General features: G+C 73.4%; 4 protein-coding genes. 3 read left to right on the plus strand and 1 reads right to left on the minus strand.

Annotated features, from left to right (window positions below):
- Positions 1 to 113 precede the first annotated feature (113 nt).
- Positions 114 to 737 carry a TetR/AcrR family transcriptional regulator gene (locus tag ACWGB8_RS27940; protein WP_452216378.1) on the plus strand — a complete coding sequence of 208 codons (624 nt, stop codon included), beginning with the start codon at positions 114 to 116 and terminating at the stop codon, positions 735 to 737.
- 573 nt (positions 738 to 1310) lie between these two features.
- Positions 1311 to 2273 carry an endonuclease/exonuclease/phosphatase family protein gene (locus ACWGB8_RS27945; protein WP_452216391.1) on the plus strand — a complete coding sequence of 321 codons (963 nt, stop codon included), beginning with the start codon at positions 1311 to 1313 and terminating at the stop codon, positions 2271 to 2273.
- A 1-nt stretch (position 2274) separates the two neighbouring features.
- Here ACWGB8_RS27945 and ACWGB8_RS27950 read toward each other — a convergent pair whose 3' ends face one another.
- On the minus strand, positions 2275 to 4032 hold the full coding sequence (locus tag ACWGB8_RS27950) for an NAD+ synthase (protein ID WP_452216379.1): 1758 nt from the start codon (positions 4030 to 4032) through the stop codon (positions 2275 to 2277).
- A 152-nt stretch (positions 4033 to 4184) separates the two neighbouring features.
- Between ACWGB8_RS27950 and ACWGB8_RS27955 the strand changes: the two genes are divergently transcribed.
- Positions 4185 to 5546 (plus strand): glutamine synthetase family protein, encoded by a 1362-nt coding sequence (locus ACWGB8_RS27955; protein ID WP_452216380.1) that lies wholly within the window; start codon positions 4185 to 4187, stop codon positions 5544 to 5546.
- Positions 5547 to 5680 lie beyond the last annotated feature (134 nt).

Here is a 5680-nt window from a genome sequence, read left to right on the forward strand (position 1 = left end):
GCGGGCGGGGGCGCCGGCGGGGCGCCCGCCCCCGCCGCCCTTCACCCGGTCCGGCGGGCGGACGACAATCGGTACGGACGGCGCCGCGCGGGCGCCCGGAGAGGAGAGCGGCGATGACGACCGAGGCCGCGGCCAACGCCTGCACCGGACCGCGCCGGGGCCGCCCGCGCAGCGAGGCCGCCGAGCAGGCCATCTTCGCGGCGGTCGAACGGCTGATGGAGGAGGGCTCCGGCCTCGCCGAACTCACCATCGAGGGCATCGCCACCGCCGCCGGCGTCGGCAAGGCCACCATCTACCGGCGCTGGCCCAACAAGGAGGCGCTGCTGGTCGACGTGGTCTCCCGGCTGGAGGCGCCCGAGCCGCAGCTCGCCGGCGGCAGCGTCCGCGACGACCTGGTCGCCGTGATCGAGTACATGCGCCGACGGGGCCTGGCCAAGCGCTCCCGCTGGGTGCTCAAGGTCGCCCTCGGCCAGATGCACCACTGGCCCGAGCTGCACGCCGCCTACAAGGAGCGCGCCATCAAGCCGCGCCGCCGGATGCTGCACACCATCGTCGAGCGCGGGATCGCCACCGGCGAGCTCCGCGGCGACCTCCCCGTCGAACTCCTCGGCGACCTGCTGCTCGGCCCGATCCTCGCCCGCACCGTGCTCTGGGACGAGTCCGACCTCGACGACCCCGAGCTGCCGGCGACGATGGTGGACGCCCTCCTGTCCGGCCTGGCGGGCCCGCGGGCCTGATCCGCACGCCCGGACCGCGCGGGCACACGCGCCCGGGGCGCACCGCTGACCTGCGCCGCCGCCGCGCTCCGGCGCGCCGTCGGCGGCCTGTGCTCCGGGTCACTGAACCGGGCCGCGCCGGAACCCCGGCCGACCGGACCTGCGTCCCTCCCGGCATAGGCTGGGCCGGGAACCCGATCGCACCGGCCGCACGAACGGCCGGTGCACGGCCGTGCGAGCGGTCCGGACCGGCATCGGCACAGGCACAGCACGGAGCTCGACACGGGGAGCGGCATGGCGCAGGCGGACAGGGCGGACCACCCGGCGGAAGCCGTGGGAGCGGGCGGCGACCCGGACCCCACCGTGCCGATGCCCTCGGCGGTGCCCGCGTCCCCCGCGGCGCCGGTGCCCTCAGGCCCGGCCGCGCCCCGCCCTTGGGCCGAGTCCCGTCCGGGGCCCGCGGCGTACCCGGAGCCGGTGCCGTACCCCGAGCCCGCGGCGTACGGGGCGGCCGTCCCCGGCGGACCCGACGTCCCCGGTGGCCCGGCGGCGCCCGCCGGCCCCGGCACCCCCGCCGGCCGCGGCTTCCTCGGCCTGCGGCACTGGGGCCGGGACGGCCGGGGCTCCACCACCTGGCGCCGCGGCCTGGGGATCGCCCTCCTCGCCCTGCTCACCGCCGCCCTGCTGGTCTTCCACGCCGAGGTCCCCAACGACATCGGCAACCTGGGCAGCCTGCTGGAGACCTTCCTGCCCTGGCTGGGCCTGGCCCTCCCGGTGCTGCTGGTGCCGGCGCTGCTGCGCCGCTCGGCGACCGCGCTGATCTGCCTGCTGGTGCCGGCCGTGATCTGGTTCGACCTGTTCGGCGGACTGCTCACCGACAAGAGCAGCGGGAAGGGCGACTGGACGGTGCTCAGCCACAACGTGGCCGCCGCCAACACCGACCCGCAGGGCACCGTACGGCTGATCGAGCAGTCCGGCGCGCAGATCGTCGCCCTCCAGGAGCTGGCCGGCAAGGCGCTGCGCGGCTACGAGACCGGGCTGGCCGACACGTACCCGTACCACGCGGTGGAGGGCACCGTCGGGCTCTGGTCGAAGTACCCGATCAGCGGGGTGTCCGTGGTGAACATCCGGATGGGCTGGACCCGGGCCTTCCGGGCCCAGGTGGCCACCCCGCAGGGCCCGGTCGCGGTGTACGTGGCCCACCTCCCGTCGGTGCGGCTGAACCCCGAGAGCGGCTTCACCGCCGACCAGCGGGACGCCAGCGCGCAGGCGCTCGGCGATGCGATCGAGGCGGAGCCGCTGAAGAAGGTGCTGCTGATGGGCGACCTCAACGGCACCATGAACGACCGCAGCCTGGCGCCGATCACCTCGCAGATGCGCTCGGCCCAGGGCGCGGCGGGCGACGGCCCCGGCTTCAGCTGGCCCGCGTCCTTCCCGATGGCCCGGATCGACCAGATCATGAGCAAGGGCGGCCTGAAGCCCACCGACTCCCGGACCCTGGAGCGGGACGGCAGCGACCACCTGGCGATCACCGCCGAGTACCGATACCAGGGCTGAGTCAACCGCGCCGCCACCGGTTGGTGATCGGCAGCCGGCGGTCCCGGCCGAAGCCCTTGGCGGAGATCTTCGGGCCCGGCGGGTACTGCCGGCGCTTGTACTCGGCGGTGTCGACCAGGCGGACGATCCGGTCCACCTCGGCCGGGTCGTAGCCGGCCGCCACGATCGCGTCCCGCCCCCGGTCGCCCTCGACGTACAGGTCGAGCACGGCGTCCAGCAGCGCGTAGTCGGGCAGCGAGTCGGAGTCCTTCTGGTCCGGGCGCAGTTCGGCCGAGGGCGGCTTGCCGATGGTGTTCTCCGGGATCGGCGGAAGTTCGCCGCGCCGCTCGGCCTCCTCGTTGCGCCAGCGGGCGAGCCGGAAGACCAGCGACTTGTAGACGTCCTTGATCGGGCCGTACGCGCCGACCGAGTCGCCGTACAGGGTGGAGTAGCCGACGGCCAGTTCGCTCTTGTTGCCGGGCGCGAGCACCAGGTGGCCCTCCTGGTTGGAGATCGCCATCAGCAGGGTGCCGCGCAGCCGGGACTGCAGGTTCTCCTCGGCCAGCCCGGTGAGTGCGGTGGCGGCCAGGTAGGCGTCGAACATCGGGGCGATCGACACGGTGCGCAGGTGCAGGCCGGTGCGCCGGGCCAGCTCGGCGGCGTCGTCCCGGGAGTGCTGGGAGGAGTAGCGGCTCGGCATCGAGACGCCGTGCACCCGGTCGGCGCCGAGGGCGTCCACCGCGATCGCCGCGACCAGGGCCGAGTCGATGCCGCCGGAGAGCCCGAGCAGCACCGAGCGGAAGCCGTTCTTGCGGACGTACGCCCGGGTGCCGGAGACCAGCGCGGACCAGATCTCGGCCTCGTCGCCGAGCCGGGGCGCGATGCCGGCCCGGCTCGGCGGTTCGGCGGGCGCCTCCTGCGGGTCGCCGCCCAGTTCGGTGCGGACCAGCTGCAGGCCGTCGCCGAGCAGCAGCCCGTCGGTGTGGTCGCTGCTCGCGGCGGGCAGGTCGAGGTCCAGCACCAGCAGGTGCTCCTCGAACTGCGGCGAGCGGGCCAGCACCGTGCCGTCGGCCCCGACCACGACCGAGTCGCCGTCGAAGACCAGTTCGTCCTGGGCGCCGACCATGTTGACGTACGCCAGCGTGCAGCCCGCCTCGGCGGCCCGGCGGCGCACCAGCTCCAGCCGGGTGTCGTCCTTCTCCCGCTCGTACGGTGAGCCGTTGAGCACCAGCAGCAGCCCGGCCGCGGCCTCGCGGGCGGCGGTCACCCGGCCGCCGTCCTGCCAGATGTCCTCGCAGATCGCGAGCGCGACGTCGACTCCGTGCAGCCGCAGCACCGGCAGCTGGTCGCCCGGCACGAAGTAGCGGTACTCGTCGAAGACGCCGTAGTTGGGCAGGTGGTGCTTGGCGAATCGGGTCACCACCGTGCCGCCGTGCAGGACCGCCGCGCAGTTCTGCGGGGAGCCGGCCGGGCGGCCGAGCCTCGGTGCCGTCCGCTCGGAGCGGCCCAGGTAGCCGACGACCACCGGCAGGTGGCCGAGCCCCTCGGCGGCCAGGCGGGCGGCGAGTTCGCGCAGCGCGGAGCGGCTCGCCTCGACGAAGGAGCTGCGCAGGGCGAGGTCCTCGACGGGGTAGCCGGTGAGGACCATCTCGGGGAAGGCGACCAGCTGTGCGCCGGCCGCTGCGGCCCGGCGGGTCCAGCGCAGCACCTCGTCGCCGTTGCGGGCGATGTCACCGACCCAGGGGTCGATCTGGCTCAGGGCGAGACGGAGAGTGGGCATGCCCCGCAGTGTAATCGTCAAACTGACGCTATGTCCCGGGCGGGGTCGCCGCTGCCGTCGGAGGCGGTGATCCGCCATGATGGGGGGAAGTCGCTTTCGGGCGGTTTCCGGACGTAACACGAACGTAAAGAGCAGAGGTGAGACTGTCCCCCATGGGCAAGCAGCAGGAGTTCGTGCTTCGTACGCTTGAAGAGCGTGACATCCGGTTCGTCCGGCTGTGGTTCACCGATGTGCTGGGGTTCCTGAAGTCGGTGGCGGTGGCCCCGGCCGAACTGGAGCAGGCGTTCGAGGAGGGCATCGGCTTCGACGGCTCGGCGATCGAGGGCTTCGCCCGGGTCTACGAATCCGACATGATCGCCAAGCCGGATCCGACCACCTTCCAGATCCTCCCGTGGCGCTCCGAGACGCCCGGCACCGCCCGGATGTTCTGCGACATCCTGATGCCCGACGGCTCGCCGTCCTTCGCCGACCCGCGCTTCGTGCTCAAGCGCACCCTGGAGAAGGCGTCCAACCTGGGCTTCACCTTCTACACCCACCCGGAGATCGAGTTCTTCCTGCTGAAGAACCTGCCCGGCGACGGCACCCCGCCGATCCCGGCCGACCAGTCCGGCTACTTCGACCACACCCCGCGCGGAGTCGGCCACGACTTCCGCCGCCAGGCCATCACGATGCTGGAGTCGATGGGCATCTCGGTGGAGTTCTCCCACCACGAGGGCGCCCCCGGCCAGCAGGAGATCGACCTGCGCTACGCCGACGCGCTCTCCACCGCCGACAACATCATGACCTTCCGGCTGGTCATGAAGGAGGTCGCGCTGGAGCAGGGCGTGCACGCCAGCTTCATGCCGAAGCCCTTCTCCGACCACCCCGGCTCGGGCATGCACACCCACCTCTCGCTGTTCGAGGGCGACCGCAACGCCTTCCACGAGTCGGGCGCCGAGTACCAGCTCTCCAAGGTCGGCCGCTCCTTCATCGCCGGCCTGCTGCGGCACGCCGCCGAGACCGCGGCCGTCACCAACCAGTGGGTCAACTCCTACAAGCGGATCTGGGGCGGCTCCCAGCGCACCGCCGGCGCCGGCGGCGAGGCCCCCTCGTACATCTGCTGGGGCCACAACAACCGCTCCGCGCTGATCCGGGTCCCGATGTACAAGCCCGGCAAGCAGGGCTCGACCCGGGTCGAGGTCCGCTCCCTGGACACCGGCTGCAACCCCTACCTCGCCTACGCCGTCACCCTCGCCGCCGGACTCAAGGGCATCGAGGAGGGCTACGAGCTCCCGCCCGGCGCCGACGACGACGTGTGGGCGCTCACCGACTCAGAGCGCCGCGCCCTCGGCATCCAGCCGATGCCGCAGAACCTCGGCGAGGCCATCGACCTGATGCAGCGCAGCGAACTGGTCGCCGAGACCCTCGGCGAGCACGTCTTCGACTTCTTTCTCCGGAACAAGCGCCAGGAGTGGGAGGAGTACCGCTCCGAGGTGACGCCGTTCGAGCTGCGGAAGAACCTCCAGGTGCTCTGACGGACCGTCAACTGCGACGTGGGCCCGCTCCGGTCGGAGCGGGCCCCCCGCCTGGGGTTCGGGGGGGGGGGGGCCCGGGGGGGGTGGGAAGCGGGGCGGGGGGGGGGGGGCCGGCGGGGGGCCCCCCGGCGGGT

The organism is Kitasatospora sp. NPDC054939, from assembly GCF_053610105.1.